Source organism: Xanthomonas campestris pv. phormiicola (assembly GCA_025666215.1).
GTDB classification, from domain to species: Bacteria; Pseudomonadota; Gammaproteobacteria; order Xanthomonadales; family Xanthomonadaceae; genus Xanthomonas_A; species Xanthomonas_A campestris_A.
The window spans coordinates 1,776,531-1,800,897 of record CP102593.1 but is presented as its reverse complement, the minus strand read 5'-3'; the positions used below and the strand labels follow the sequence as shown (position 1 = coordinate 1,800,897).

The 24,367-nt window shown below is 68.9% G+C and carries 26 protein-coding genes; 15 read left to right on the top strand and 11 right to left on the bottom strand.

From position 1 onward, the window contains the following. Positions 1 to 139: 139 nt before the first annotated feature. The 4 genes from NRY95_07360 to NRY95_07345 all read right to left on the bottom strand — a co-directional run bounded on the left by NRY95_07360 (position 140) and on the right by NRY95_07345 (position 3,587). On the bottom strand, positions 140 to 856 hold the full coding sequence (locus NRY95_07360; GenBank protein UYC17761.1) for an EF-hand domain-containing protein: 717 nt from the start codon (positions 854 to 856) through the stop codon (positions 140 to 142). Between the two features lie 374 nt (positions 857 to 1,230). Beyond that, positions 1,231 to 2,010: a response regulator transcription factor gene (locus tag NRY95_07355; GenBank protein ID UYC17760.1), complete on the bottom strand. Its 780-nt coding sequence runs from the start codon at positions 2,008 to 2,010 to the stop codon at positions 1,231 to 1,233. Positions 2,011 to 2,062: 52 nt separating this feature from the next. Next, entirely contained in the window at positions 2,063 to 2,674 is a 612-nt protein-coding gene (locus NRY95_07350) for a HutD family protein (protein UYC17759.1), read from the bottom strand. A gap of 505 nt (positions 2,675 to 3,179) precedes the next feature. After that, positions 3,180 to 3,587, bottom strand: a complete 408-nt coding sequence (locus NRY95_07345; GenBank protein ID UYC17758.1) for a helix-hairpin-helix domain-containing protein — start codon at positions 3,585 to 3,587, stop codon at positions 3,180 to 3,182. A gap of 132 nt (positions 3,588 to 3,719) precedes the next feature. On the opposite strand from NRY95_07345, the gene NRY95_07340 reads away from it, so the two are divergent. The 4 genes from NRY95_07340 to NRY95_07325 all read left to right on the top strand — a co-directional run bounded on the left by NRY95_07340 (position 3,720) and on the right by NRY95_07325 (position 7,524). Next, positions 3,720 to 5,210 (top strand): M20 family metallopeptidase, encoded by a 1,491-nt coding sequence (locus NRY95_07340; GenBank protein ID UYC17757.1) that lies wholly within the window; start codon positions 3,720 to 3,722, stop codon positions 5,208 to 5,210. A gap of 192 nt (positions 5,211 to 5,402) precedes the next feature. Continuing rightward, positions 5,403 to 5,672 (top strand): GlsB/YeaQ/YmgE family stress response membrane protein, encoded by a 270-nt coding sequence (locus NRY95_07335; protein UYC17756.1) that lies wholly within the window; start codon positions 5,403 to 5,405, stop codon positions 5,670 to 5,672. An 83-nt stretch (positions 5,673 to 5,755) separates the two neighbouring features. Further along, the gene (locus tag NRY95_07330) at positions 5,756 to 6,784 is read left to right on the top strand and encodes a phosphotransferase (protein UYC17755.1); all 1,029 of its coding nucleotides are present in this window, start codon (positions 5,756 to 5,758) and stop codon (positions 6,782 to 6,784) included. Further along, positions 6,781 to 7,524, top strand: coding sequence for a nucleotidyltransferase family protein (locus tag NRY95_07325; protein UYC17754.1), 744 nt, complete (start codon positions 6,781 to 6,783; stop codon positions 7,522 to 7,524). Before NRY95_07330 ends, NRY95_07325 begins: the two co-directional genes overlap by 4 nt. Before the next feature lie 147 nt (positions 7,525 to 7,671). Here the strand turns inward: NRY95_07325 and hda are convergent, their stop codons facing one another. From hda to NRY95_07310, 3 genes are read right to left on the bottom strand one after another with little or no spacing between them, the layout of a single operon-like run. Then, positions 7,672 to 8,403 (bottom strand): DnaA regulatory inactivator Hda, encoded by a 732-nt coding sequence (gene hda, locus NRY95_07320; protein UYC17753.1) that lies wholly within the window; start codon positions 8,401 to 8,403, stop codon positions 7,672 to 7,674. Then, positions 8,400 to 9,569 (bottom strand): AI-2E family transporter, encoded by a 1,170-nt coding sequence (locus NRY95_07315; GenBank protein UYC17752.1) that lies wholly within the window; start codon positions 9,567 to 9,569, stop codon positions 8,400 to 8,402. Before NRY95_07315 ends, hda begins: the two co-directional genes overlap by 4 nt. Further along, the gene (locus tag NRY95_07310) at positions 9,566 to 10,684 is read right to left on the bottom strand and encodes a DUF2066 domain-containing protein (protein ID UYC17751.1); all 1,119 of its coding nucleotides are present in this window, start codon (positions 10,682 to 10,684) and stop codon (positions 9,566 to 9,568) included. The genes NRY95_07315 and NRY95_07310 overlap by 4 nt, the downstream gene beginning before the upstream one ends. 128 nt (positions 10,685 to 10,812) lie before the next feature. On the opposite strand from NRY95_07310, the gene purM reads away from it, so the two are divergent. The 6 genes from purM (at position 10,813) to NRY95_07280 (ending at position 15,179) form a co-directional block, all read left to right on the top strand. Continuing rightward, positions 10,813 to 11,838 (top strand): phosphoribosylformylglycinamidine cyclo-ligase, encoded by a 1,026-nt coding sequence (purM, locus tag NRY95_07305; GenBank protein ID UYC18533.1) that lies wholly within the window; start codon positions 10,813 to 10,815, stop codon positions 11,836 to 11,838. A gap of 5 nt (positions 11,839 to 11,843) precedes the next feature. Further along, positions 11,844 to 12,470: a DUF2238 domain-containing protein gene (locus NRY95_07300; protein UYC17750.1), complete on the top strand. Its 627-nt coding sequence runs from the start codon at positions 11,844 to 11,846 to the stop codon at positions 12,468 to 12,470. 10 nt (positions 12,471 to 12,480) lie between these two features. Then, positions 12,481 to 12,927 (top strand): hypothetical protein, encoded by a 447-nt coding sequence (locus NRY95_07295; protein UYC17749.1) that lies wholly within the window; start codon positions 12,481 to 12,483, stop codon positions 12,925 to 12,927. Then, a complete protein-coding gene (purN, locus tag NRY95_07290; GenBank protein ID UYC17748.1) occupies positions 12,924 to 13,577 on the top strand; it encodes a phosphoribosylglycinamide formyltransferase in 654 nt (217 codons plus the stop codon). The genes NRY95_07295 and purN overlap by 4 nt, the downstream gene beginning before the upstream one ends. A gap of 67 nt (positions 13,578 to 13,644) precedes the next feature. Further along, positions 13,645 to 14,493 (top strand): DUF3108 domain-containing protein, encoded by an 849-nt coding sequence (locus tag NRY95_07285; protein ID UYC17747.1) that lies wholly within the window; start codon positions 13,645 to 13,647, stop codon positions 14,491 to 14,493. A 2-nt stretch (positions 14,494 to 14,495) separates the two neighbouring features. Next, a complete protein-coding gene (locus tag NRY95_07280; protein UYC17746.1) occupies positions 14,496 to 15,179 on the top strand; it encodes a DUF3108 domain-containing protein in 684 nt (227 codons plus the stop codon). A gap of 250 nt (positions 15,180 to 15,429) precedes the next feature. Here the strand turns inward: NRY95_07280 and NRY95_07275 are convergent, their stop codons facing one another. The 4 genes from NRY95_07275 to NRY95_07260 all read right to left on the bottom strand — a co-directional run bounded on the left by NRY95_07275 (position 15,430) and on the right by NRY95_07260 (position 20,823). Then, positions 15,430 to 18,414, bottom strand: coding sequence for a TonB-dependent receptor (locus NRY95_07275; protein ID UYC17745.1), 2,985 nt, complete (start codon positions 18,412 to 18,414; stop codon positions 15,430 to 15,432). A 551-nt stretch (positions 18,415 to 18,965) separates the two neighbouring features. Beyond that, positions 18,966 to 19,277 (bottom strand): EF-hand domain-containing protein, encoded by a 312-nt coding sequence (locus tag NRY95_07270; protein ID UYC17744.1) that lies wholly within the window; start codon positions 19,275 to 19,277, stop codon positions 18,966 to 18,968. Continuing rightward, entirely contained in the window at positions 19,274 to 20,548 is a 1,275-nt protein-coding gene (murA, locus tag NRY95_07265; GenBank protein UYC17743.1) for a UDP-N-acetylglucosamine 1-carboxyvinyltransferase, read from the bottom strand. The genes NRY95_07270 and murA overlap by 4 nt, the downstream gene beginning before the upstream one ends. Before the next feature lie 44 nt (positions 20,549 to 20,592). Beyond that, on the bottom strand, positions 20,593 to 20,823 hold the full coding sequence (locus NRY95_07260; GenBank protein ID UYC17742.1) for a BolA/IbaG family iron-sulfur metabolism protein: 231 nt from the start codon (positions 20,821 to 20,823) through the stop codon (positions 20,593 to 20,595). A gap of 52 nt (positions 20,824 to 20,875) precedes the next feature. On the opposite strand from NRY95_07260, the gene NRY95_07255 reads away from it, so the two are divergent. The 5 genes from NRY95_07255 to lptB all read left to right on the top strand — a co-directional run bounded on the left by NRY95_07255 (position 20,876) and on the right by lptB (position 24,364). Then, the gene (locus tag NRY95_07255) at positions 20,876 to 21,877 is read left to right on the top strand and encodes a KpsF/GutQ family sugar-phosphate isomerase (protein ID UYC17741.1); all 1,002 of its coding nucleotides are present in this window, start codon (positions 20,876 to 20,878) and stop codon (positions 21,875 to 21,877) included. A 91-nt stretch (positions 21,878 to 21,968) separates the two neighbouring features. Then, positions 21,969 to 22,517: an HAD hydrolase family protein gene (locus NRY95_07250; GenBank protein UYC17740.1), complete on the top strand. Its 549-nt coding sequence runs from the start codon at positions 21,969 to 21,971 to the stop codon at positions 22,515 to 22,517. After that, positions 22,514 to 23,080: an LPS export ABC transporter periplasmic protein LptC gene (lptC, locus tag NRY95_07245; GenBank protein ID UYC17739.1), complete on the top strand. Its 567-nt coding sequence runs from the start codon at positions 22,514 to 22,516 to the stop codon at positions 23,078 to 23,080. Before NRY95_07250 ends, lptC begins: the two co-directional genes overlap by 4 nt. Next, a complete protein-coding gene (gene lptA / locus NRY95_07240; protein UYC17738.1) occupies positions 23,058 to 23,645 on the top strand; it encodes a lipopolysaccharide transport periplasmic protein LptA in 588 nt (195 codons plus the stop codon). Before lptC ends, lptA begins: the two co-directional genes overlap by 23 nt. After that, complete coding sequence (gene lptB / locus NRY95_07235) at positions 23,645 to 24,364, top strand: LPS export ABC transporter ATP-binding protein (protein UYC17737.1); 720 nt, start codon at positions 23,645 to 23,647, stop codon at positions 24,362 to 24,364. The genes lptA and lptB overlap by 1 nt, the downstream gene beginning before the upstream one ends. The last annotated feature ends 3 nt before the right edge of the window (positions 24,365 to 24,367 follow it).

Here is a 24,367-nt window from a genome sequence, read left to right as displayed (position 1 = left end):
AACACGCCGGATCTGCGCAAGGCGCGCGCCGACGTCGCGCGGCCGCTGCCTGCAGATCCTGACGCTGCCAGACAAGTGCGGCGTGCGCCAGCGGCGCACGGCGGGGCGGACGGTCCGCCACCAGGGCGGACCGTCGCGGTCAGGCGGCGACGGAGAACGAGGTCGACGCGCTGCTGCCGCTGGCGAAGCTGCGGTATTGGTTCGACGCCAGTTGGGCCAGCAGGGCATAGGCATCCTGCGCGCTGCTGCTGCCGCTGCTGGAACTGGAATCCGAACTGGCGCTGGAACTGCCGGCACTGGTGCTGGCGGCGGCGCTACCCTCCGCACCAGGCGGCGGCGGCGGTCCCATCGGACGCATGCCGTCCTTCAGTTCCTGCAGGCTGATCCCGCCATCCTGGTCGCTGTCGAGCGTGGCGAACAGGTCGCTGCTGCTGTCGCTGCCCTGGCTGGCCGCGCTCAGCTCTTCGCTGCTGATGGTGCCGTCGCCGTCGGTATCCAGGCTGCTGAGCAGCGCTTCGGCATCCACCTTGTCGCCACCATCCTCGCCACGCGGCGGCGGCGGCTGCAAGGCCTGGGTGAACTCGCTTTCGCTGACGGTGCCGCCGCCATCCTGATCGAGCAGGCCGAGCAGGCCGTCGATATCGATGCTGGAACTGCTGTCGCTGTCGCTGGACTTCAGCGCCGCGCTCAGCTCGGAACTGCTGAGGCTGCCGTCGCTGTCGCTGTCGATGCTCTTGAACAATTGCTGCAGCGGATTCTGCTTTTCGGCTTGCGCCGTCTGCGAGAGCGCACTGCTGGCGGTGCTGGTGCGGCTGACGGCATAGGCCGAAACGCCACTGCTGATGCTGCTGATCATGCTGACCCCCTGTGGTCATGAAGTACAGTCGTGGAATGCAGCCATTGCTGCGGTCATGGCTGCGCCGACGCGGCAACCCGACGCAGGCAGTGTCGATGCAAGGTTTGCCAGCAAGATATCGGCTTTGTATCGATACTGAAATACGTGATGAAAATCACATGATTGCGATCGACGAGGCGCCGCAAGTGCCAGGTCATCGCACTTGCCAGGCGCATATCGCGCCGATGTTCGGGACCGCCACGGGGCGCAGCGCCGGACACTCGGGCCAGCCACAGCGGGCGCTGGCGGCACAGATCAGGCGGCCGCCCGCACGCCCCCTCGCAGGACCAGCCGTGCCGCCATCCGCTCCGGCGCGCCGGCCACACGGCAACGGCTCAGCGTGCGGCAGGCATTCCCAACCGGTGCGGCTCGAACAGATAGCCCTTGCCGCGCACGGTGCGGATCCATTGCGGCACCAGCGGGTCGTCGCCCAGCTTCTGCCGCAGCCGCGACACCTGCAGGTCGATGCCGCGGCCCCCCTGGGGAACGCTGCCGTCGCTGTCGCCGATCGCCGCACGCAGGTCCTCGCGGCTGAGCACGTTGCCGGGCTGCTCGAGGAACACCGCCATCAGGCGCAATTCGCTGGGCGACAACGGGATCGCCCGCCCATCCGGCGCCACCGCCTGATGCCGATAGGCATCGACCTGCCACGCGCCATCCTGCGCCGGTGCCGGCGGCGGCGCCGCACGGGTGCGCCGCAACACCGCGTTGAGCCGCGCCACCAGTTCGCGCAGGTCCAGCGGCCGGCTCAGATAGTCGTCCGCGCCCAGGTCCAGGCCGATCACCCGATCCACCGGCTCGGCCTGGTCGGCCATCATCACGATCGCGATGCCGCCACGGTCGCGCAGCTGCCGGCACAGATTCAGCCCTTCGCCGCCGCCGAGGCCGGCATTGAGCAGCACCGCGTCGTAGCGATCGGCCGCCAGCTGCGCATACAGCTGCACGCCGTTCTCGGCATCGTGCGTCTGCAAATTGAAACGGGCCAGATAATCGCGAATCCGGTCGCGCAAGGCCGCGTCGTCGTCCACCACCACTACTTTCGCCAACCACCTGCTGTTATCCGAGGCCACCTGTTCGTTCCGGTCCACGGCTCCGGGATAGCCGCGTTCGCGCATTGGACGCGGTCGGCGGCAACCCCGCAAGAGCCACGCACTTGGCGCCGGCAGCTCAGTCGGCGGGGGCCGACAACGGCTCGATGCGGATCGCCAGCAGCTCGCCGCCACCGCTCAAAGCGAAGCGCTGCCTGGTGTTGGCGGCCAACCAGGCGCTGTCGCCAGCGGCCAGCGGCGGCAATCCGCAGTCCGCATCGAACTGCGCCTGCCCTGCCAGAAGATGAACGACCCAACGGATTCGGGGTTCGGCGAAGAACAGCATCGGCCCGACCAGCGGCCGATGCAGCAGCTGCGCGCGCAGCCGGTCGCGGCGCCACATCAGGTTGAAGTCGTGGGTGGGACCGTCGAGCAGTTCGCCGCGCAGCGGCCGCTCGCCGGCGAAACGCAGCCGCGCGTACGGCGGTTCCAGCAGGTGCACCGCGCCGTCGTCGAAGCGCAGGCGCAGGCCGGCGCCGCGCAGCAGCACCAGTTCGCGGTCGATGCCGGGGAAGCTGGAAAAGGCCGCATCCTGCTCGATCTCGGCGATCGACAGGCGCAGCAGCCAATCGTCGCTGTCGGGCTGCGGCAGGCGCAGGATCTCCCGGGTCCACCCCAGTCCGTTGCGCCAGCGCTCGCGGCGGTAGTCGTTGGCGGGGATCACCCGCGAAGGCACGTTGCACCAGTCCATCGGCGCATTCTGCACGATCGGGTGGTGTCGGATGCAGCGACGCGGGCCGGCAGCGGCCTGTGTCCCGCGCCTCTCCCGACCGGCCGATCGCAGGAACGATCGGTGCCGGCGGTACGCTGCCCAGCCGCCTTGCAGGAATCGCGATCGGCTACCGGCCGTTCGTCGTCGGTCTGCGGTCTGCGGTCTGCGGGGCCATGGGGCCATAGCGATAGCAGCAGTTGGCAATTGGCTGTTGGCTGTTGGCTGTTGGCTGTTGGCTGTCGGAGTAGCACATCGCGGCGAGGAGCCCAACGCGCGGCGGCACAACACCATCGCCCACAAAAAACGCCGCCCGGCTGCACGTCACTGTGCAACACCGGGCGGCGATGTACGTCCTTGTCGGCTTCCTGCCTCCCCCGCTGAGCGTCCTGCTCAGCGAGGTCGCGACCGCGCGTCCTGCGCCAGCCGTATCCTTGTCCTTTCAAATCCCTTGAATGCTTTAAATCCGTTTAATCCTTAAATCCCTTTAACGCCTTTCCACCGGCTTGGCGGCTGCCGTCTTGGCGACCGTCGGCGTGGTCGCCTTCGTGGCTCCCAGTTCGATCCGGTCGTGGTTCCGTTCGACCGTCTTGAGTCCGATCCCCTTCACCAGCGTCAGGTCCTCGACGCTTTTGAAGGGTCCGTGCGCCTGTCTGTAATCGACGATCGCCTGTGCCTTGGAGGCACCCACGTTCACCAACACCCGGTCGATTTCCGCTGCACTAGCGGAGTTGACGTTGACCTTGTCCGCGGCGAGCGCGGAACCGGTCAGCAGCAACGCCAGGACCAGAGACTTCAGGACCACGATAAAAGACTGCATGGCAACACTCCTTGTGACTTGGATGGGGACGTCACCGGCCTCTCCTGCCGGTGTCGAAAGCATCCCTCGCCACATGGGTACAGCCTATCGCCAACGTCCTTTCCAAACAGCAGGTAAACAGCGCGTCACCGTGTAGGAAAAACCCTACACGGCGGTCGCGGCGTAGAATGCGCGTCACTTTCTTTTGCAATAAAGCTGGAGTGCTCCATGGACAGTGCCAAGATCGACCGTTTCCTGAGCGAGAAGTGGGACGACGACATCGTCCCGCAGCTGGTCGATTACATCCGCATCCCCAACAAATCGCCGATGTTCGATGCCGATTGGGTCGCCCATGGCTACATGGACGATGCGGTGAAGCTGATGGAGCGCTGGGCGCGCGCGCAGGCCATCCCTGGCCTGGTGGTCGAGGTGGTGCAGCTGGAAGGGCGCACGCCGCTGATCTATCTGGAAGTGCCGGCCACCGGCGCGGAGACCGGCGCGGACACGGTGCTGCTGTACGGGCACCTGGACAAGCAGCCGGAGATGACCGGCTGGGACGCCGACCTGGGTCCGTGGACGCCGGTGCTCAAGGGCGAGCGCCTGTACGGCCGCGGCGGCGCCGACGACGGCTATGCGCTGTTCGGTTCGCTGGCCGCGATCCTGGCGCTGCAGGACCAGGGCATCCCGCACGCGCGCTGCGTGGTGCTGATCGAGGCCTGCGAGGAATCGGGCAGCTACGACCTGCCCGCCTACGTCGACCACCTGGCCGAACGCATCGGCAAGCCGTCGCTGGTGGTGTGCCTGGATTCGGGCTGCGGCAACTACGAGCAGCTGTGGTGCACGACCTCGCTGCGCGGCCTGGCCGGCGGCAACTTCAGCGTCAAGGTGCTCAGCGAAGGCGTGCATTCGGGCGATGCCTCCGGCGTGGTGCCGTCCAGCTTCCGCGTGCTGCGCGAGCTGCTGTCGCGGCTGGAGGACGAGGCCACCGGCAAGATCAGGATCGACGGCCTGTACGCGGAGATTCCGGACGAACGCCTGGCGCAGGCGCGCAAGGTCGCCGAGGTGCTCGGCGACGAGGTCTACGACAAGTTCCCGTTCCTGCCAGGGATGAGCCCGATGAACGAGGACCTGACCGAGCTGGTGCTCAACCGCACCTGGCGCCCGGCCTTGTCGGTGACCGGCGCCGACGGCCTGCCACCGCTGGCCTCGGCCGGCAACGTGCTGCGTCCGCAGACCGCGGTGAAGCTGTCACTGCGCCTGCCGCCGACGCTGGACGGCAAGCGCGCCGGCGAACTGCTGAAGGATGTGCTGCTGCGCGATCCGCCGTACGGGGCGCAGGTGTCGCTGGCGCTGGAGAAGTCGTCCTCGGGCTGGAACGCGCCGGCGCAGTCGCCGTGGCTGACCGACGCGATCGAGGCCGCCTCGCAGGCGGCGTTCGGCAAGCCGGCGATGTACATGGGCGAAGGCGGCTCGATCCCGTTCATGGGCATGCTCGGCGAGAAGTTCCCCGGCGCGCAGTTCATGATCACCGGCGTGCTCGGCCCGCATTCCAATGCGCACGGGCCCAACGAGTTCCTGCACATCCCGATGGGCAAGCGGGTCACCGCCTGCGTGTCGAGGGTGATCGCCGAGCACCATGCGGCCAGCGTGCGCGGCGAGACCACCGGCAGCGCCGCGGTGGCCGGCGGCGAGCAGCACGGCGGGCACGGCTGCTGCTGAGCGTGCGGCGGCCGTCGGCGACGGTGGCCGCCATGCTGCGGGCGCGGCCAGATCCGGTGCGTCGCCACGGCGCGTGCGCGAGCCGCGCCTGCACGGCCGCTTAAAGGGCGCCGCCCGCCGCTGCGCCATGTACGCCGCGTGGCGGCCGAATCTGGCACGATCCGCTTCACTTCCACGTTTCGGTACGCCTCCATGCACAACCTGTTCGGCAGCGACAGTTGGCTGTACGTCATCCTGGTCGGCTTCGTGGTCGGCCTGCTGGCGCGCTTCCTGGGGCCCAGCGGCGGCCGCTCCGGCTGCCTGTTCACCGTCTTGCTCGGCATCGCCGGCGCGCTGGTGGCCGGCTGGTTCGGCCACTACATGGGCTGGTACAGCCGCGGCGAGCCGGCCGGTTTCCTCGGCGCGCTGCTCGGCGCCATCGCCCTGCTCGCGCTGCTGCGGCTGTTCCTCGGCAGACGCTGAGGCCGCACCGCGGCGCCGGCACGGCTCGCCATGCCGACGCCGCACGTTTACGCTGTGCGGCCAATGTCCGCCGCAGCGTCCCGATGAGTTCCAGCACCGATCTTCCCGACGCGCCGGACCTGCGCGCAACGCAACGCCAACACTGGGCGCGCACCGCATTGGGCGATACGCAGGCGACGCTGCAGCGCGCGTCGATCGACGCCGGCTGGCGCAGCTACTGGCGCAGCCACGGCGCAGGCGCCAGCCGCGTGCTGATGGATTCGCCGCCCGGCCTGGAGGACGTGCGTCCGTGGTTGCGCATGCACGCGCTGCTGCAGCAAGGCGGCGTGCGCGTGCCGGCGATCCTGGCGCAGGACGCGGAGGCCGGCTTCCTGCTGCTGGAAGACCTGGGCGGGCCGACCCTGGCGCAGACCCTGGACGCTGCCTCGGCCGATGCCCACTTCGATGCCGCGCTCGGGCAACTGCTGCGGCTGCAGGCGATCGCGCCGCCGCCGGCGCTGGGCGTGTTCGGCGAGGCGCTGCTGCAACGCGATGCCGGGCTATTCGAGGAATGGTTCCTGCAGCGCCATCTGGGGCTGACCCTGGACGCCGCCGAACGCGAGGCGCTGCATGCGGTGCAACGCCAGCTGATGGACAACGCGCTGGCGCAGCCGCAGGTGCTGGTGCACCGCGACTTCATGCCGCGCAACCTGATGCCGGTGGCCGACGGCCCGGCGGTGCTGGATTTCCAGGACTGCGTGCTCGGCCCGGTCGCCTACGATCCGGTCAGCCTGTTCAAGGACACCACGGTGAGCTGGCCGCTGGCGCGGGTCGATGGCTGGCTGGCGCGCTACCACGCGCGTGCGCTGCAGGCCGGGATCGCGCTGCCGCCGCTGGCGCAGTTCCTGCGCGATGCGGACTGGATGGGCGTGCAGCGGCACCTGAAGAACCTGGGCATCTTCGCGCGCCTGAACTACCGCGACGGCAAGGCCTGGTACCTGGACAACGTGCCGCGCTTCATCGGCTACCTCGACGAAGTGTTGCCGCGGCACCCCGCCCTGCAGCCGCTGGCGCAGTTGCTGGATGCACGGATCAAGCCGGCGCTGGCGCAACGCGCGGCGGCCGGCGCATGAAGGCGCTGATCTTCGCCGCCGGCTTCGGCGAGCGCATGCGGCCGCTGACCGAACGCACGCCCAAACCGCTGCTGGCGGTGGGCGGCACGCCGCTGATCGTGTGGCACCTGCGCAAACTGGCTGCGCTGGGCGTGCGCGAGGTGGTGATCAACACCTCGTGGCTGGCCGAGCAGTTCCCGCAGGCGCTCGGCGACGGCAGCGCGTTCGGCCTGCGCATCGCCTATTCCCACGAAGGCGCCACGCCGCTGGAGACCGGCGGCGGCATGCTGCACGCCTTGCCGCTGCTCGGGCCGGCGCCGTTCCTGCTGGTCAACGGCGATATCTGGACCGATTTCGATTTCGCGCAGCTGGCGCCGGAACCGGCCGGGCTGGCGCAGCTGGTGCTGGTCGATCCGCCGGCCTATGCGGCGCACGGCGATTTCGCGCTGCATGCCGATGCCACGCTGCGCAGCGATGGCGCGGCGCTGCTGACCTACGCCGGCGTGGGCGTCTATCGGCCGGAGCTGCTGCGCGATTGGCAGGCGGCGTTCGCCACGCCGGTCGCAGAACAGGCCACACCGCCGCGCTTCGCGCTGGCGCCGATCCTGCGCGCGCACATGGCCGCCGGCCGCATCCACGGCCTGCACCATCGCGGCCGCTGGACCGACGTCGGCACGCCGCAGCGGTTGGCCAAGCTGGATGGCGAGTTGGGGCGTGAATCGGGACTCGGGACTCGGGACTCGGGGCTCGGCAAAGGCTGAGGTCCAGCAGCCGTTGCGCTCAGCGCGAAGTGGACGATCGAATTCTGGTTGGACGCTGCCACGTACGTTCGAAATCTTCGCCGCGGTCCGGTTTCAGGCCGCCGCCACGCAGGCCTGCCGCCAGCCGCGGCATGCGCACACCAGCGCTTAGCTTTTGCCGAGTCCCGAGTCCCGAGTCCCGAGTCCCGGCTCCCCCAACACTCTCCGCAAAAACGGCACCGTGACCCGCCGCTGCGCCGCCAGCGATTCGCGGTCCAGGCGCTCGAGCAGCGCGACCAGGCCGGCCAGGTCGCGGCCGGCATGGGTCAGCAGCCAGTCGATCGCCGCATCCTCCAGCACCAGCCCGCGGCGCTGCGCGCGCTCGCGCAGCACCGCGGCGCGGCCGGCGTCGTCCAGCGGCGACAGCGCGATGCGCGTGCATTGCGCCAGCCGCGAGCGCAGGTCGGGCAGATTCAGCGCCAGCCCGTCGGGCATCGCCTGCGCGGTGTACAGCAGGGTCACCCCCGCGCTGCGCGCACGGTTGTGGAAATCGAACAGCGCCACTTCGTCCTCGCGCTGCCCGGCGATCGCCTCCAGCCCGTCCAGCGCGACCACGTCGCGGCCTTCCAGCGCTTCCAGCGCGTCGCGCAAGCGCCCGGACGCGGCCTGCAGCGGCAGGTAGGCGGCGCTGCGCCCGGCCTGCTCGGCCGCCGCGCACAGCGCCAGCGCCAGGTGGGTCTTGCCGGTGCCGGCGGGACCGGACAGGTAGATCCAGTCCACGTCGCGGCCGTCGGCGACGGCCTGCAAGTGCGCCAGCAGGCCGGGCGGGGCGCCGACATAGCGGTCGAAGCGCTGCTCCGGCGGATAGCGCAACGCCAACGGCAGCTGCGGCACGCTCACGGCTGGTCGGAACTACGCGGCGGCAGTTCGATCAGCGGCGCGCGCTCGGCGCTGCCATCGAGCAGGATCGCCGACTTGTCGCCGGCATACAGCTCGCTCTGCCGGTACTGCTCGTGCAGGTAGTGCAGCAGCACGTTGGCCACCGCCGCCACCGGCAGCGCCAGCAGCATGCCGAGGAAGCCGAACAGCTGGCCGCCGGCCATCACCGCGAAGATCACCGCCACCGGGTGCAGGCCGATCTTGTCGCCGACGATGCGCGGGGTCAGCACGTAGCTTTCCAGCAGCTGGCCGACGGTGAACACCACGCCGACCAGGATCAGCAGTTGCAGATCGAAACCCTTGGCCTGCACCAGCGCCGCCAGGATCGCCAGCAGGATGCCGGTGGTCGCGCCCAGGTACGGGATGAAGCTGATCAGGCCGGCGACGATGCCGATCAGCAGGCCCAGGTTGAGCCCGATCAGGCTCAGCCCGCCGGCGTAGATCACCCCCAGCGCCAGCATCACCAGGAACTGGCCGCGGATGAAGGCGCCCAGCACATCGTTGGACTGCCGCGCCAGGCGGCCGACGGTGGCGATGTGGTTGCGCGGGATGGTCGCGGCCACGCGCTCGACCAGGATGTCCCAGTCGCGCAGGAAGTAGAAGGTCAGGATCGGCAGCAGCACCAGGTTCACCACCCAGGTGACCATCGCGAAGCCCGAGCGCGACAGGTAGCCGAAGAAGGTCGCGGCGACGCCGCCGGCCTGCTGCCAGTGGCCGCGGATCCATTCGATCAGCCGCTCCGGGTCGAGCCAGGCCATCAGCTGCAGCCCGGTCTTGTGCTCGGCCCACGGGATCGCGGTGCCGGTGAACCAGTCGCGCGCCTGCGGCAGCACGTCGATGAAGGTGACGATCTGCCGCTCCAGCATCGGCACCAGGATCAGCAGCGCCAGCACCAGCAACAGCACCATCAGCACGAACACCAGGGTCACCGCCATGTTGCGCGAACGGCCGGCGCGCTCCAGCCGATCGACCAGCGGATCGCCGAGCCAGCCCAGCAGCAAGGCCAGCACGAACGGCGTCAGGATCGGCGCCAGCAGCGCCACCACCCACAGCACGCCCAGGATCACCGCGGCCCATTTCAGGCGGCGCAGGAACTGGGCGATTTCCGCTTCGGGGGACAGGGTCATTTGAGCCGGTACTCCGTGCGCTCGGTATTGAGGATGATCGGGCCACCCTCGACCGGCACCGTCACCGGCTGCAGCGGACTGTCGGCGCCGAGCATGCGGTTCAGCCCGGACACGCCGCTGAGCAGGTCCAGGTCCAGCTCCAGGCGGTCACCGCTGGCCTGGATCGGCACGATGCGCCGCACCACCGAGGTGTTCTGCAGCGCCGCGGACACGCGCAGGTAGTCGTCGGCGCTGCCGATGCCGCTGATCACCACCCGGTACACGCCGGCCGGGCCGGTGCTGGCCGCCTTGGCATAGCGCTTGACCAGCGCGTCGGCGGCACCGTCGGCGCCGGCGGCCATGGCCCGGCGCGCGTCGGCGTCGCTGACCGACCAGCTGGACAGCGCCTTGCCGCTGTCGACGAACACCCAGTCGGCGGTCCAGCCGCCGGACTTGCCGCGGTACAGTTTGCCGATCAGCTGCATCGGCGGGCTGTAGCGCGACGAGGCGCTGGCCACCGCGGCGGTGTCCTGGCGCCAGATCGCGCCGACCAGGGCCTGCTCGGCGGCACTGCCGGTGGGCAGGCCGAGCCGGTAGCCGCGCTCGATCGCGCGGTCCAGCACGCTGCGTGCGGCATTGGACTGCTGCACCGCGACCAGGCGCGGGCCGCTGCCGTCATCGATCGCCAGCCACAGCACCGGCTTGGGCCGCGGCTGCGGCCACAGCGGCAGACCCAGCGCCGCAGCCAGGCCGTCCACGTCGCTCTGCCGGAAGCGCGCGATCAAGGTGGTGCGGAAGGTCGGCGCACCGCTCGGCGAAGTGCCCTGGTCCTGGCGGTAGTCGTAGCTGTCGACGAAGTTCTTGGCGTTGCGCAGCGCCTGGGTCACACCCGGGCGCGACATCACCGCGCGGTCGCCGGAGATCTTGCCGAGCACCACGCCCAGCGCGCGCGCCACCGCGCCGTTGCGGTCGGCCTCGCTCTGGCTGTTGACCGGCACCTCGGCATCGTAGGGGCTCTGCGCGCCGGCGACGTCGCCTTCGGTGCGCAGACCGGCCTGGGCCAGGGCGGCCGCGGCGGGCAGGCACAGCGCGAAAGACAGGAGTAAGGCAAGGCTGCGGCGCATCGAAGGTTCCATTGCTCGGCGTATCCGGGGCGAATTGTTGCCCGAATGCGGGCGTAGCGCCAATGCGGCCTGTTAAAATCGCCGTCTTTCCGCCGACGCCACCGCCCGTGACCACTCCCAAGACCCCCGCCGCCGCCCCGTTGACCTACCGCGACGCCGGCGTCGACATCGATGCCGGCAATGCCGTCGTCGAACGCATCAAGCCCTTGGTCAAGCGCAGTTTCCGCCCCGAAGTGATGGGCGGGCTGGGCGGTTTCGGCGCGCTGTTCGACCTGTCCGGCAAGTACCGCGAGCCGGTGCTGGTGTCCGGCACCGACGGCGTCGGCACCAAGCTGAAGCTGGCGCAACAGCTGGGCCGGCACGACAGCATCGGCATCGATCTGGTCGGCATGTGCGTCAACGACGTGCTGGTGCAGGGCGCCGAACCGCTGTTCTTCCTGGACTACTTCGCCACCGGCAAGCTCGACGTGGAGACCACCGTGGCGGTGGTCGGCGGCATCGCCCGCGGCTGCGAACTGGCCGGCTGCGCGCTGATCGGCGGCGAGACCGCGGAAATGCCCGACATGTACCCGCCAGGCGAGTACGACCTGGCCGGCTTCACCGTCGGCGCGGTGGAGAAGTCGCAGCTGCTCGACGGCGCCAAGGTGCGCCAGGGCGACGTGCTGATCGGCATCGCCTCCTCCGGCCCGCACTCCAACGGCTACTCGCTGGTGCGCCGCATCTACGACCGCGCCGGGCGCCCGGCCGAGCTGCAGGTCGGCGGCACCTCCCTGGCCGACGCGCTGATGGCGCCGACCGCGCTGTACGTCAAGCCGATCCTGTCGCTGCTGCGCGGCGCGCACGCCGACGGCATCCACGCGATGGCGCACATCACCGGCGGCGGCCTGACCGAGAACATCATCCGCGTCATCCCCGACGGCCTGGGCCTGGACATCCGCGCCAGCGCCTGGACCCTGCCGCCGGTGTTCGAATGGCTGCAGCGCGAAGGCGCGGTCGCCGACAGCGAGATGTGGCGCACCTTCAACTGCGGCATCGGCTTCGTGCTGGTGGCCGCGCCCGACCAGGTCGCCGCGCTGGAGCGCAGCCTGGACACGCTGGGCCTGGCGCATTGGCAGATCGGCGCGGTGGTGGCGGCCGGCGCCGGCGAACGCGTGCACATCGGCTGAGCCGCATGGCGGCGGGCAAACGCGCCTGGCTGGCGCTGACCCTGGCGGTGTTCGCCGCCAGCTGGGTGCATCCGCTGTGGCCGGCGGAACAGGCGATGCACAGCTCGCTGGCGGTGCTGGGCATCGCCTGGCTGGTCTGGCACGACCGCCGCTGGCCGCTGCGCAGCGCGCACTTCGCCGCGATCTGCCTGTTCCTCGGCGTGCACGACATCGCCGCGCACTGGCTGTATTCCAACGTGCCCTACGACCAGTGGCTGCGCACGCTGAGCGGCGGCTGGTCGCCGAACGCCGCGTTCGGCTGGCAGCGCAACCACACCGACCGGCTGATCCATCTGCTGTTCGGGCTGTGCCTGGCGCCGGCGCTGCGCGACCACGCGCGGCAGCGCTGGCCGGCGCTGTCGCCGCGCCAGGCGTTCGCGCTGGCAACGATGGCGGTCATGTGCGCCAGCCTGCTGTACGAATGGCTGGAGTGGCTGATTGCGTTGCTGCTGTCGCCGCAGCAGGCCGAGTCCTACAACGGCCAGCAGGGCGATCCGTGGGATGCGCACATGGACATGCTGCTGGCCACGCTGGGCTGCGCCAGCGCCTGGCCGTGGCGGCGCGCCGGCCATCCCGTCCCGCCGCCGCGCTAGAGGCCGCATGATGTCGCCGCCCCCGCCCCTGCCCACCCAGGACCCGGACCGGATGGCGTGCCTGCGCGCCGAATCGGATGTCCGCACCCTGGCCACCCTGTACGCGGTGATGGCGTGGCTGCAAGGCCTGTCGCTGCTGTTGCTGGGCGGTTTCCTGGCCTTCGGCATCCACTACGAAGCGGCCAAGACCGCGGCCGGACAGAGCGCCCACGACGCGAGCAACGGTCAGGCGGTGATCGTCATGTTCTCGGTGATGCTGGCGCTGGGGCTGGCGTTGCTGCTGGCGAACGTGGCCGCGGCGCTGGCGCTGCGCCGGCGGCGCCAGCTGACGCTGTGCAAGGCGGCCGCGACGCTGGCCTGCCTCGGCTTTCCGCTGGGCACCGCGCTGGGTGTATGGACCCTGCTGGTGCTGCAGCGCCCGGCCTGCGCCGCGCTGTTCCGGGACCCGCGCCGATGACGATCCGTCTTGCGGTGCTGGTCTCCGGCCGCGGCTCCAACCTGCAGGCGCTGCTCGATGCGATCGCCACCGGCGCGCTGGACGCGCAGGTGGTCGGCGTGTTCAGCGACCGCGCACAGGCGCCGGCGCTGGCCAAGGTGGCGCCGGCGCAGCGCTGGTCGGCGGCGCCGAGCGGCTTCCCCGACCGCGCCGCCTTCGACCGGGCGCTGGGCGACGCGGTCGCCGCCGTGCAGCCGGACTGGATCGTCTGCGCCGGCTACATGCGCATCCTCGGCACCGACTTCGTGCAGCGCTTCGCCGGCCGCCTGCTCAATATCCACCCCTCGCTGCTGCCCAAGCACCGCGGCCTGCACACCCATGCGCAGGCGCTTGCGGCCGGCGATGCCGAACACGGCGCCAGCGTGCACTTCGTGGTGCCGGAACTGGATGCCGGCGCGGTGATCGCACAGGCGCAGGTGCCGGTGCAGGCCGACGACCGCCCGGAGGACCTGGCGCAGCGCCTGCTGCCGCGCGAACACGCGCTGCTGTGCGCGGTGCTGCAACTGGCCGCCGCCGGGCGCCTGGCTGAACGGGATGGCAGGGTCTGGCTCGACGGTCAGTGCCGGTTTAGTCCGCTGCGCCTAGATTGCCAAGGCATGCTGATTCCCTGAATAGGCCGCAGCTCCTTTTCCGCTGCGGCGCATCCGCGCCCACCCCCTCCCCTCGCAGCCGATCACCATGAAGCCCCTTCCGCGTCAGTTCGCTGTTCTTGCCGTTGCCTGCCTCGGCCTGCTGGCACCGGCCGTCGGCGTGCTCGCGCAGGCGCCCACGCCGCCGGCATTCACGCCGACCGCGGCGCCGCCAGCGCCGACCGCGCCTGCCGCCGCTCCGGCAGCGGCCGCCGCGCCTGGACTGCAGGCCGCGCCGTGGACGCCGCCACCGCTGCAACCGTTCGTGGCCACCTACCAGGCGCTGTACAAGGGCAAGCAGGCCGGCGATGCGCGCATGGAGGTCAGCCACAGCGGTGGCGACGAATGGCGCGTGGATCTCGGTGTGCAGGGCCGCAGCGGTTTCGCCAGCATCCTCGGCCTGAACATCGAGCAGAGCACGGTGTTCCGCACCCAGGACGGGCGCTACGTGCCGCAGAGCCAGAGCACGGTGAAGAAGGCGATCTTCTTCGGCAAGAAGGTCACCGGCGTCTACGACTGGGGCCAGGGCGTGGCGCGCTGGGATGGCGACCTGAAGAAGGACCGGCAGCAGCCGATCCCGCTGCAGCCCGGCGACCAGAGCGCGTTGCTGATCAACCTGTCGATCATGCGCGACGCGCAGCCGGGCAAGACCATGACCTACCGCTTCGTCGATGTCGGCCGGGTCCGCGAACACATCTACCACGCCGCCGAACAGACCGAGACGGTGCAGGTCGGCGACCTCAGCTACGACGCGCTGCGCGTGTCGCGCACCAACGGCGGCAAGAATGAGACCATTCTGTGGATCGCCAACGGCGTGCCGACGCCGGTGCGCATCCTGCAGCGCGAAGACGGCGAAGACCGCATCGACCTGCGCCTGACCGAATACCAAGGAGTCTGACCATGACACGCATCGCCCGCCCGCTGTCCGCCGTCGCCGCCGCCCTGCTGGCGCTCGCCAGCCTGCCCGCCCTGGCGCTGGAGCCGTTCAAGGCGGATTACCAGGCCAGCTACATGGGCATGCAGGCCAACGGCCTGATGACCCTGGCCAGCGAAGGCGCAAACCGCTGGCGCTACAGCCTGTCGATCAAGAACCAGGTCGCCGATCTCAGCCAGAGCACCGTGTTCGAGGAAAAGGGCGGGCAACTGCGTCCGCTCAGCAGCGACGACCGCTCGCTGTTCCTGATCAAGAAGAAGGCGGTGACCGCCAACTACGACTGGGGCACCGCGCAGGCGACCTGGGCCGGCGACGTCAAGCCCGACCGCCGCGGCCCGGTGAAGCTGCAGCCCGGCGACATGGACGCGCTGCTGATCAACCTGGCGATCGCGCGCGACGTCAACGCCGGCAAGACCCCCAGCTACCGCATGGTCGACGAGGGCCGCGCCAAGCCGATGACCTACAAGGTGGCCGGCAAGGAAGCCATCACCGTCAACGGCAAGAGCGAGCAGGCGACCAAGGTCAGCCGCAGCGACGGCTCCAAGGAAATCATCGCCTGGATCGTGCCGGACATGCCGGTGCCGGTGCGCATCCTGCAGCGCGAGAACGGCCAGGACGCGCTGGACCTGACCATCAAGACGCTGCGCTGACCCGATCCGCGCGCGGGGCGGGCAGCGTCCGCCCCGCGCAGCGCCCGCGCCTCACCACCGCCCATCGCGACGTCGGCCGGTTGCGGCACGCTTCCGCGATCGCGGCTGCCGCGCCCGCATCGGCCGTGCCGCACGCGCCGGGGTGCTGCTGCGCAAAACGACGAACCCCGGCCGAGGCCGGGGTTCGTCGTTCACCCGATGGTGGACCCGAAGGTCCACCGTCGCTGCTATCCGGCGTGGCGCCGGCGCATCACCATTCGTACATCAGCTGCACGCGCGCATAGCGTGGCGTCTGGTAGTACTGACCGAGCTTGTAGGTTTCGTAATACGTGGTGAGGGTCGACGAGGACACCTTCTCGTAGCTCTGGTAGACCTGCAACGGCTTGGCGTTGTTGAACAGATTGAGCACCGACAGCTGCGCGGTGAGGCCCTTGATCGCCTGCGGCTTGTACACCAGGTTGGGACTGAGGGTGAACGTCCATGGCGTGCGCCCCTGGCTGCCCTGCTCGCTGATCTCGCCGTTGCAGTAATGGAACGCCGAGCCGTAGCCGTAATAGGTTCCCAGCGTCGAGTTGCCGCCGCCGTAGCAGCTGATCGGCGCGCCGGACTGGACCAGCATGTTCACGCCGACCTGCCACTCTGGCGTGATCTTGTAGCCGCCATAGGCCTTGAGGCTGTGCCGATGGTCGTTGGCCAGGTAGCCGTAGGCGCCTTCCATGATTTCCTTGAAGTCGAAGTCGGACGTGGTGCCCGTATCGGACTGGCCGTTGTTCGACTTCACCAGACCCTCGTAGTTGCCCTGGCTCTTGGACCAGGTATAGCTGAGGTTGCCGTACCAATGATCGGTGGCCTTCTCGCCGCTCAGGGTCAGCGCCTTGTAGGTGCGCCTGGCCTTCGGGCCGAGCGAGCTGGCCGACATGGTCACGGTGTCGGCAACGCCGTCGCCGTTCACGTCGGTGGTGATCGTCGAGCTGGAGCCAGGGTTGTACAGCCAGCAGCCGGCCACGCCGCTGGGCACATCCCACTTGTCGTCCCAGTTGGAGGTGTCGTAGCCGGCGGCATTGGCGGCGTCATACAGCGCATCGGCCGCGCAGCTGTCGTCGATCGCGTTGTGGATGGTGCGATACGTGGCCTTGATGCCCACCACCCAGTCGTTGAGGAAGGCCAGGGAAGAATCCAACCGCTGCTGATAGCCCAGGATCGCCTCGTCCTGGGTATACGGCTTGAGATTCCTGCTGGTCACCGAGGACGCGCTCGGGGCGGTGCCGTTCTCGCCGTTGAAATACTCGGTATCGCCAATCTGCGTGGCCCCCGTCGGCGTGCCGGTGGAACTGACCCCGGTATAGGAGTACAGGCTGTACGAGTACAGCGAGGCGCTGGCGGCGCGCAGCGCCACGTTGGCCGCGATCGGCAGCGCGTAACGGCCGAGGTTGCCGAACAGGCGCGAGGAGCCGTCGCCCTTCATGTCCCACGAGAAGCCCACGCGCGGCTGCCAGATGTTGTCCTGCTTGACGAAAACCTCGCCGGCGGTGTTGTAGTTCTTGAACGAATCGTTGCGGATGCCCAGCGACAACAGGAAGTTGTCAGTGACATGCCAATGGTCCTGCACGTACCAGGAGCCCTGCTTCACCTCGACCGTGCCGCCGGTCTTGTACACGTAGTCGTAGACGTAGGCGTTATTGACGTAATAGTAGTAGTGGCCACCGGAATAGGATGTGCCGGCCTTGGCGGTGAAGTCGTTGTAGTCGTAGCCGAACTTCAGCTCGTGGTCGCCCAGCGTCCAGTCGAAGTCCAGACGATAGTCGTCGCGCTGGCTGTAGCCGTTGGATACGCCCAGCGTGCTGGAGATGTAGCAACTGTTCTGCGAACCGGTGTACTTGGAGGAATAGTAGACGACGGGGCAGCCGGAACTGGCCGAACTGACATCACCGTCGTAGCTGGTGATGGTGCCGTTGGGACTGATGGCATACTGCTCGCTCCTGGTCTTCATGCGTCCGTACTGCAGCGCCATGGTCAGGTCGTCGGTCAGGTTGCTGGTCCACTTGAAGATGGTGGTCGGCCCGCCGCTCTTGGACACCAACTGGCCGTTGTAGGCGCTCTTGTAGGTGTTGCTGCCGTTGAATTTGTAGTTGTAGTAGTCGTAGGTGGAGCGGCTGCTGTTGTCGAAGCCGGTGAACTCCAGGTGGTTGCTGTCGTTGAGGTACCAGTCGAGCTTGAGCAGCTTGTACGGCGTGGTGGTGGCGTAGTCGTTTTCGGAGGCCGTGGTACCGGAAGAAGACGAGCGTCCATTCCAGTTGCTGCCAGCCTGCTTGGTCAGCTGCCCCAGCGCGAAGATGAAGAGCCTGTCCTGGATCAGCGGACCGCCCTCCCACAGGGTGTAGGTATTGCTGCTGGACTTGTTCTTGCTGAGCGGACGGTACAGGCTGCCGCTGCGGAAGTATTCGTCGTCCAGGTGCGCGCGGAATTCATCGGGAATCGAATCGATGCTGATGCCGCCCTTCCACTCGTTGGTGCCGCGCTTGATGTTGACGCTGGTGACGCCGCCGGTGGAGAAGCCGTACTCGGCGCCATAGCCGCCGGTCTGCACGTCGAGCTGGTCGATCGCCTGCCACGGCACCTCGCTGAAGGAGAGGTTGTCGTAGGAATTGGTGACGTTCATGCCGTTGACGTAGTAGGTATTCTCCGCCACCGACGCGCCGCCGAACGAATTGAGGTTACCGAAATAGCCGCTGCCCTGGATGGTGCCGGGCGTCAGGCGGGCGACGCTGCTCACGTCGCGCGGTACCGGCAGCTCGTTGAGCTGGGCGGCGCTGAAGGTGCTGCGCGATTCGACGCTGCTGGTGTCGATGCCGTTGACGATCATCGGCGCCTTGACCGTGACCGCGCTCAACGACTTGGTCGCGGCTTCGGAAAAATCGGTCGTCACCGTCTTGCCGGCCACGACCGCCACCTTGCGCACCGCGACCACGCTGCCGTTCTCGATCAGGCTGACCTCGTAGCTGCCGATCGGCAGCGACGAAAGATGGAACTTGCCGTCGGCCTCCAGCGCGATGACGCGCGTGATTCCGTTGTCCAGGTTCTTGACCTGGATCTGTGCGCCCTGCGCGTAACTGGCGCTACCGACGATGTCGCCGGCGGTGCTCTGCGCGAGCGCGGCGCCGTGGGCGAGACACAGGCCGAGCATCGTGGCCAAAGCGGTACGTTTGATGGAGTAGCGTGAACGTGTGTGGCTCATGGGATAGTGTTCTTGCAGGAGAAGAATGACGGACGGCCTGACGCACGCAGTGCGTGACGCCCGCGCGCGGGAAGACGGAATCACCCTGGCGCAGGTCTTAACGAAATTCCTACGAAGGCTTGACCTGAATTTACCGAGCAGGCCTGGCCTGCACGTTTCGCGACATTGCAGCCGCATCAACGGTTCGCAACGTTCAGGCAATTGACGCCACATTCCGCGCGCGCGCATTCGTACTGGCGGGCGCAATCGCCTGTGCGGCGGGAATTTCGACGGAACTCAGCGTTGACAAAAAACGACCGCGTACATGAACGCACTGCTGCCACTGCAACAGCCTTCATTCATGAAACGGTCATGTCGTCGTTTCCTGCAGGCGAAACGCCGCCTGGCAAGTGCCGGATGTCAGACGCGCACGTGCGCGCCACGCCGCATCGGATGGCGGCGGCCGGCGGCATCGAGGCACGATGCCGGCATACCTGGCGCGCATCGCGGGAAGTGCCCTGCGTCGGCCGCCGCGCATGGCTCGCGGCGGCGGCGATGGGAACCGAATCGACCTACTTGGCGCGGTCGGCCGGCGCGAACGTGGTGCGGCAGTCCACGCGGATCTGCGCGCCGCTGTCGCGCCAGTAGAAGGTGCTGCACTGGCGCGGGCCGTCCTGGGTGCGGGTCACGCCGACCGCGTAGAACGCCTGCGCGATCTCGCTGCGGCTGACCTGGCCGTCGCCGTTCCAGTCCATGTCGCGCTGTTCGATGCCCTGAGTGATGGCGATGCCGGCCTGCCAGGCGTAGCCGACCCAGGCCAGCACCAGGATCACCACCGCCAGCAGCACCTTGCGCCGGCGGGTGAAGCGGCCCTTGAGGATCATGCGATGCGCCGGATGGACGCGCCCAGCGCCCCCAGCTTCTCCTCGATGTTCTCGTAGCCACGGTCCAGGTGGTAGATGCGGTCGATGGTGGTGTCGCCGTCGGCGACCAGCCCGGCCAGGATCAGCGAGGCCGAGGCGCGCAGGTCGGTGGCCATCACCGGCGCGCCGCTGAGCCGCTCGCTGCCGCGCACGATCGCGGTATGGCCTTCGACCTGGATGTCCGCGCCCAGGCGCAGCAGTTCGTTGACGTGCATGAAACGGTTCTCGAAGATCGTCTCGTTGATCACGCCGACGCCGTCGGCCACGCAGTTGAGCGCCATGAATTGCGCCTGCATGTCGGTCGGGAACGCCGGGTACGGCGCGGTGGTCAGGCTGACCGCGCGCGGACGCTTGCCGTGCATGTCCAGGCGGATCCAGTCCGGCCCGGTCTCGATTGTGGCGCCGGCCTCGCTCAGCTTGTCGAGCACCGCGTCGAGCGTGTCGGCGCGCGCGCGGCGCACGGTGACGCTGCCGCCGGTCATCGCCGCGGCGACCAGGAAGGTGCCGGTCTCGATGCGGTCGGGCAGCACCGCGTGGCGGCCGCCGGACAGGCGCTCCACGCCGCGCACCACGATGTGCGGGGTGCCGGCGCCTTCGATCCTGGCGCCGAGCGCGATCAGGCAGTCGGCCAGGTCGGTGACTTCCGGCTCCATCGCCGCGTTCTCCAGCACCGTGGTGCCGTCGGCCAGGGTCGCGGCCATCAGCACGTTCTCGGTGCCGGTGACGCTGACCATGTCGAACACGTAGCGGCCGCCCTTGAGCCGGCCGTTGCTGGTGGCCTTGATGTAGCCGTTCTCGACGCTGATCTCCGCGCCCAGCGCCTGCAGGCCCTTGATGTGCTGGTCCACCGGCCGCGAGCCGATCGCGCAGCCGCCGGGCAGCGACACTTCGGCCGCGCCGAACTTGGCCAGCAACGGGCCCAGCACCAGGATCGAGGCGCGCATGGTGCGCACCAGTTCGTACGGCGCGACGTGCTGGTCAACCTTGCGCGGATCGACGGTGATCGCGCTGCCGCGCGCCAGGGTGCCTTCGTCGATGGTGACTTCGGCGCCCAGTTCGCCGAGCAGCTTCACCGTGGTGATCACGTCGTGCAGTTGCGGCACGTTGGTGATCTCCACCGGCGCATCGGCCAGCAGGGTCGCGCACAGGATCGGCAGCACCGCGTTCTTGGCGCCGGAAATGTTCACTTCACCGTGCAGCGGGTTGCCGCCGGTCACTACGATTTTGGCCATGGGTCTCGGGGGATTGGAAAAGAAGAAACGGAACGGAACGCGGCTCAGCCGGCCTGCTCGGGGGTCAGCGTGGTCAGCGCCAGCGCATGGATCGCCCCGCCCATCAGCTCGCCCAGCGTCGCGTAGACCATGCGGTGGCGGGCCAGCGGCAGCTTGCCGGCGAACGCGGCGCTGACCACGGTGGCCTCGAAGTGCACGCCGTCGTCGCCCTGCACCTGCACGCGCGCGCCGGGCAGGCCGGCCTCGATCAGTTTACGGATGGTTTCGGCGTCCAACGGGCTTTCCTAATAAAATGATCGGCCATTCTACCCTCCGACCGGCATCCGCATGGCTGTATCGCCCCTGTCCCCCGCCGCGACCGACGACGCCAGCCTGGTCGCCAGCGGCCGCCGCGTGGTCGAGATCGAGCAGGCCGCGCTGGGCGCGGTCGGCGCGCGCATCGGCGCCGCGTTCGCCGCCGCCTGCCGGCTGATCCTGGCCTCGCACGGGCGCGTGGTCGCCACCGGCATGGGCAAGTCCGGGCACGTGGCGCGCAAGATCGCCGCCACCCTCGCCTCCACCGGTACCCCGGCGTTCTACGTGCATCCGGGCGAGGCCGGGCACGGCGACCTGGGCATGATCACCGATGCCGACGTGGTCCTGGCGTTGTCCTATTCCGGCGAATCCGACGAGATCCTGATGCTGCTGCCGGTGCTCAAGCGCCAGGGCAACGCGGTGATCGCGATGACCGGCCACGCCCGGTCCACACTGGCCCGCGAGGCCGACCTGCACCTGGACGTCAGCGTGCCGGCCGAGGCCTGCCCGCTGGACCTGGCGCCGACCTCCAGCACCACCGCCTCGCTGGCGCTGGGCGATGCGCTGGCGGTGGCGCTGCTGGACGCGCGCGGCTTCACCGCCGACGATTTCGCCCGCTCGCACCCGGCCGGCAGCCTGGGCCGGCGCCTGCTGCTGCACATCACCGACGTGATGCACGGCGGCGACGAGCTGCCGCAGGTGCGCGAGGACGCCAGCCTCAGCGAGGCGCTGGTGGAGATGAGCCGCAAGCGCCTGGGCATGACCGCGGTGGTCGATGACGACGGGCGCCTGCTCGGCCTGTTCACCGACGGCGACCTGCGCCGCACCCTGGACAGCGCGCTGGACGTGCGCCAGACCCGCATCGCCGACGTGATGACCCGGCAGCCGCGCACGATCGGCGCCGACCAGCTCGCCGCCGAGGCCGCACGGCTGATGGAAACCCACAAGATCACCGGCCTGATCGTGGTCGACGGCGACGGCCGCGCGGTCGGCGCGCTCAACATTCACGACCTGTTGCGCGCCAGAGTGGTTTAACAGCCTGAACTTGTTCACCGCCTGCCGGCGCCCTGCGCCGCTGGCCCTGGCCTGCTGGAAAGCCGGCCTTCCCGCCCCGATATAGCGAACCATGCCCTATTCCCCGCTAGCCGACCTTCCCGCCGACCTGATCGACCGCGCCGCCCGCATCCGCCTGGCCTGCTTCGACGTGGACGGCACGCTGACCGACGGGCGCCTGTACTACGACCGCGACGGCAACGAGAGCAAGGCGTTCAACGTGCTCGACGGCCAGGGCCTGGTGCAGCTGCGCCGGCACGGCATCGAGGTCGCGTTGATCACCGCGCGGCCCAGCCTGGCGGCGGAGAAGCGCGGCCAGGAACTGGGCCTGCTGGTGCAGATCGGGGTCAAGGACAAGCGCGCCGGGGTGCAGGCGCTGTGCGACGAACGCGGATTGAGCCTGGACCAGGTGTGCTTCATGGGCGACGACCTGCCGGACCTGGCGCCGCTGCGCGTGGTTGGGCTGGCGGTGGCCCCGGCCAATGCGCATCCGTGGACCGCCGAGCACGTGCACTGGCTGACCCGCGCCCGCGGCGGCGAAGGCGCCGCACGCGAGCTGTGCGACGTGCTGCTGGCCGCGCAAGGCCACGTCCCTTCCCTGCTGCAGGAGCATGGCGCATGAACTGGCGCACCGTTCTCGGCGGCCTGCTGCTGGTCGCGGCCGTGGTCAGCGGCTGGTCGGCCTGGCACCAGCGCAGCAAGCGGGTGCCGACGAGCGACGCCGAGGCCCGCTCGGACTACATCGCGCACGATTTCCAGATCGTCGCGCTGGACAAGCAGGGCAAGGAGTCGATGACCCTGCGCGCGCCGCAGATGGAACGCAGCCGCGCCGACCAGACCATGGCGATCGAAACCCCGCTGTTCCTGATGCCGGACGCCAACGGCCAGCACTGGGAAATGCGCAGCAAGACCGGCTGGGTCAGCGCCGACGGCACCGAACTGCGCCTGCGCGGCGACGTCGCCGGCGACAGCCCCAAGGTGCCCAGCATCCCGCCCACCACCTTCCGTACCCAGAGCCTGGACGTCTTCCCGCAGACCAACACCGCGCGCACCGCCGAACCGGTCACCATGACCCGGCCCGGTATGATGCAGTCCGGCGTCGGCTTCGAGGTCGACTTGAAGTCCCGGCAGTACAAGCTCCTTTCACAGGTCAAATCCCGCTATGAACCCAACGCTGCCCGCTAAGCTCGCGCTGCTCGCCCTGCTGCTGCCCGCACTGGCGATGGCCAAGTCGTCCGATCGCAACCAGCCGATGGACATCAAGTCCGATGCCAGTGATTGCAACATGATCGACGACAACGGCAAATGCCACCTGTCGGGCAACGTCATCATCATTCAGGGCACGCTGGAAGTACATGCCGACACGGCCGACATCTTCCGCAAGAATGGCGACATCGATCGCGTGCTACTCAAGGGCAAGCAGGCGACCTTGAAGCAGCTGATGGACGATGGCTCGCCGATGGACGGCGTCGCCGACAACATCGACTACACCATGTCGAACGACACGGTGATCCTCACCGGCAACTACCGCATGACCTCGCCCAAGGGCACCAATGCCGGCCAGCGCATGGTCTACAACACCAAGACCGGCGACATGCAGGGCGGCGGCGACGGCACCCGCGTGCACACCGTGATCCAGCCAAAGAACGCGGCGCCGGCCGGCGCTCCCGCCGCTGGCGCCAAGCCGGCCGCCAAGCCCGCCGCGACGCCGGCCAAGCCTGCCACCCCGGCCAAGCAAGGAGGCCAGTGATGCTGCTCGCCGAAGGCCTGCGCAAGCGCTACAAGCAGCGCGAGGTCGTGCGCGAGTTCGCCCTGACCCTGGAGGCGGGCGAAGTGGTCGGCCTGCTCGGCCCCAACGGCGCCGGCAAGACCACCTGCTTCTACATGATCGTCGGCCTGGTCGAGGCCGATGCCGGGCGCATCGTGCTCGACGGCAACGACATCACCGCGCTGCCGATGTACAAGCGCGCCAAGCTCGGCGTCGGCTACCTGCCGCAGGAGCCGTCGGTGTTCCGCAAGCTCAGCGTGGCCGACAACATCCGCCTGGTGCTGGAACTGCGCGAGGACCTGGACGACGCCGGCCGCGAGCGCGAACTGTCCTCGCTGCTGGACGAATTGCAGATCGGCCACGTCGCCGACCAGCTCGGCGCCAGCCTGTCCGGCGGCGAGCGCCGCCGCTGCGAGATCGCCCGCGCGCTGGCGGCCAAGCCGCGGCTGATGCTGCTCGACGAACCCTTCGCCGGCGTCGATCCGATCTCGGTCGGCGAGATCCAGCGCATCGTCACCCACCTCAAGCAACGCGGCATCGGCGTGCTCATCACCGACCACAACGTGCGCGAAACCTTGGGAATCTGCGACCGGGCGTATATCCTCAACGAAGGCAGCGTGTTGGCGCAGGGGGCGCCGGAAGCGCTGCTGGCCAATAGCGACGTCCGCCGTGTCTATCTCGGTGAAACTTTCAGACTTTAAAAA

What these genes read in the sequence shown, in the direction of transcription:
- NRY95_07355 (UYC17760.1), bottom strand. Translation starts at nt 2,010, where the DNA reads ATGCGCGAACGCGGCTATCCCGGAGCCGTGGACCGGAACGAACAGGTG.
- NRY95_07360 (UYC17761.1), bottom strand. Translation starts at nt 856, where the DNA reads ATGATCAGCAGCATCAGCAGTGGCGTTTCGGCCTATGCCGTCAGCCGC.
- NRY95_07300 (UYC17750.1), top strand. Translation starts at nt 11,844, where the DNA reads ATGGCGGCGGGCAAACGCGCCTGGCTGGCGCTGACCCTGGCGGTGTTC.
- NRY95_07250 (UYC17740.1), top strand. Translation starts at nt 21,969, where the DNA reads ATGCCCTATTCCCCGCTAGCCGACCTTCCCGCCGACCTGATCGACCGC.
- purN (UYC17748.1), top strand. Translation starts at nt 12,924, where the DNA reads ATGACGATCCGTCTTGCGGTGCTGGTCTCCGGCCGCGGCTCCAACCTG.
- NRY95_07350 (UYC17759.1), bottom strand. Translation starts at nt 2,674, where the DNA reads ATGGACTGGTGCAACGTGCCTTCGCGGGTGATCCCCGCCAACGACTAC.
- NRY95_07345 (UYC17758.1), bottom strand. Translation starts at nt 3,587, where the DNA reads ATGTGGCGAGGGATGCTTTCGACACCGGCAGGAGAGGCCGGTGACGTC.
- NRY95_07315 (UYC17752.1), bottom strand. Translation starts at nt 9,569, where the DNA reads ATGACCCTGTCCCCCGAAGCGGAAATCGCCCAGTTCCTGCGCCGCCTG.
- NRY95_07270 (UYC17744.1), bottom strand. Translation starts at nt 19,277, where the DNA reads ATGATCCTCAAGGGCCGCTTCACCCGCCGGCGCAAGGTGCTGCTGGCG.
- NRY95_07295 (UYC17749.1), top strand. Translation starts at nt 12,481, where the DNA reads ATGTCGCCGCCCCCGCCCCTGCCCACCCAGGACCCGGACCGGATGGCG.
- NRY95_07325 (UYC17754.1), top strand. Translation starts at nt 6,781, where the DNA reads ATGAAGGCGCTGATCTTCGCCGCCGGCTTCGGCGAGCGCATGCGGCCG.
- murA (UYC17743.1), bottom strand. Translation starts at nt 20,548, where the DNA reads ATGGCCAAAATCGTAGTGACCGGCGGCAACCCGCTGCACGGTGAAGTG.
- NRY95_07285 (UYC17747.1), top strand. Translation starts at nt 13,645, where the DNA reads ATGAAGCCCCTTCCGCGTCAGTTCGCTGTTCTTGCCGTTGCCTGCCTC.
- NRY95_07335 (UYC17756.1), top strand. Translation starts at nt 5,403, where the DNA reads ATGCACAACCTGTTCGGCAGCGACAGTTGGCTGTACGTCATCCTGGTC.
- NRY95_07280 (UYC17746.1), top strand. Translation starts at nt 14,496, where the DNA reads ATGACACGCATCGCCCGCCCGCTGTCCGCCGTCGCCGCCGCCCTGCTG.
- NRY95_07340 (UYC17757.1), top strand. Translation starts at nt 3,720, where the DNA reads ATGGACAGTGCCAAGATCGACCGTTTCCTGAGCGAGAAGTGGGACGAC.
- lptC (UYC17739.1), top strand. Translation starts at nt 22,514, where the DNA reads ATGAACTGGCGCACCGTTCTCGGCGGCCTGCTGCTGGTCGCGGCCGTG.
- NRY95_07255 (UYC17741.1), top strand. Translation starts at nt 20,876, where the DNA reads ATGGCTGTATCGCCCCTGTCCCCCGCCGCGACCGACGACGCCAGCCTG.
- NRY95_07330 (UYC17755.1), top strand. Translation starts at nt 5,756, where the DNA reads ATGAGTTCCAGCACCGATCTTCCCGACGCGCCGGACCTGCGCGCAACG.
- lptA (UYC17738.1), top strand. Translation starts at nt 23,058, where the DNA reads ATGAACCCAACGCTGCCCGCTAAGCTCGCGCTGCTCGCCCTGCTGCTG.
- lptB (UYC17737.1), top strand. Translation starts at nt 23,645, where the DNA reads ATGCTGCTCGCCGAAGGCCTGCGCAAGCGCTACAAGCAGCGCGAGGTC.
- NRY95_07275 (UYC17745.1), bottom strand. Translation starts at nt 18,414, where the DNA reads ATGAGCCACACACGTTCACGCTACTCCATCAAACGTACCGCTTTGGCC.
- NRY95_07310 (UYC17751.1), bottom strand. Translation starts at nt 10,684, where the DNA reads ATGGAACCTTCGATGCGCCGCAGCCTTGCCTTACTCCTGTCTTTCGCG.